Here is a 1217-nt window from a genome sequence, read left to right as displayed (position 1 = left end):
TCCTTGAGGACCCGGCCGAACTGCTCCCACAGCCCGGTGTAGGTGTCCGTCCGGTTGGTCTGCATGTCCTTGAGGGCGCCGAGGACCTTCTTGACGAGGCGCCGGCGAACGGCGGTGATCTGGCGGTCGTGCTGGAGGATCTCGCGCGAGACGTTCAGCGACAGGTCGTGGGCGTCGACGACGCCCTTGACGAACCGCAGGTAGTTGGGCATCAGCGCGTCGCAGTCGTCCATGATGAACACGCGCTTGACGTACAGCTGGACGCCGCGCTTGGTGTCGCGGGAGAACAGGTCGAACGGGGCGTGGGCGGGGACGAACAGCAGCGCCTCGTACTCGAAGGTGCCCTCGGCGCGCATGTGGATCGTCTCGGCCGGGGCCTGCCAGTCGTGGCTGATCTGCTGGTAGAACTCGCGGTACTCGGTCTCGGACACCTCCGAGCGCGGGCGTGCCCACAGTGCCTTCATCGAGTTCAGCGTCTCCAGCTCGGGGGCGGTCGTGTCCCCGGTGGCGGGCTCGGTGCCCTCTTCGGCAGCAGGCTCTGCGTTGCCGAGGGATTCGGTGGCCATGCGGATGGGCCAGCGGATGAAGTCCGAGTACTGCTTGACGATCTGGCGGATCTTCCACGCCGCGAGGTAGTCGCCGAGCCCGTCCTCGCCGTCCGCCGGCTTGAGGTGCAGCGTCACCGAGGTGCCCACCGGCAGGCCCTCGGCCTGCGCGATGGTGTAGGTGCCCTCGCCGTCGGACTCCCAGGCGGTGCCCTGCTCGGTGCCGGCCCGGCGGGTATGCAGGGTGACCTTGTCGGCGACCATGAACGCCGAGTAGAAGCCGACTCCGAACTGCCCGATCAGGTGCTGCGCCGCGTCCGCGTCCTTGGCCTCCTTGATCTTGGCCAGTAGGCCGGCGGTGCCGGACTTGGCGATGGTGCCGATCAGTTCGACGACCTCGTCGCGGGTCATGCCGATGCCGTTGTCCCGCACCGTCAGGGTGCGGGCCCCCTTGTCGACCTCCAGCGTGATGTGCAGGTCGGAGGTGTCGACGTCGAGGTCGGTGTCGGTGAGGGATTCCAGGCGGAGCTTGTCGAGGGCGTCGGAGGCGTTGGAGATCAGCTCACGCAGGAAGATGTCCTTGTTCGAGTAGATCGAGTGGATCACCAGCTGCAGCAGCTGGCGGGTCTCCGCCTGGAACTCCAGCGTCTGGGTCGGGCTGGCCACGGGAGG

The 1217-nt window shown here is 67.5% G+C and carries 1 protein-coding gene; it reads right to left on the bottom strand.

Features of this window, described 5'->3' with window-relative positions; genetic code table 11:
* Positions 1-1211: molecular chaperone HtpG (gene htpG, locus ACFXPX_RS43885; protein WP_380645127.1), on the bottom strand; the 1211-nt coding region annotated here is incomplete at its 3' end.
* Between the last annotated feature and the right edge of the window lie 6 nt (positions 1212-1217).

Source organism: Kitasatospora sp. NPDC059146 (assembly GCF_042786665.1).
In the GTDB taxonomy this organism is placed as follows: domain Bacteria; phylum Actinomycetota; class Actinomycetes; order Streptomycetales; family Streptomycetaceae; genus Kitasatospora.
This window is presented reverse-complemented; position numbering and strand designations above follow the sequence as displayed.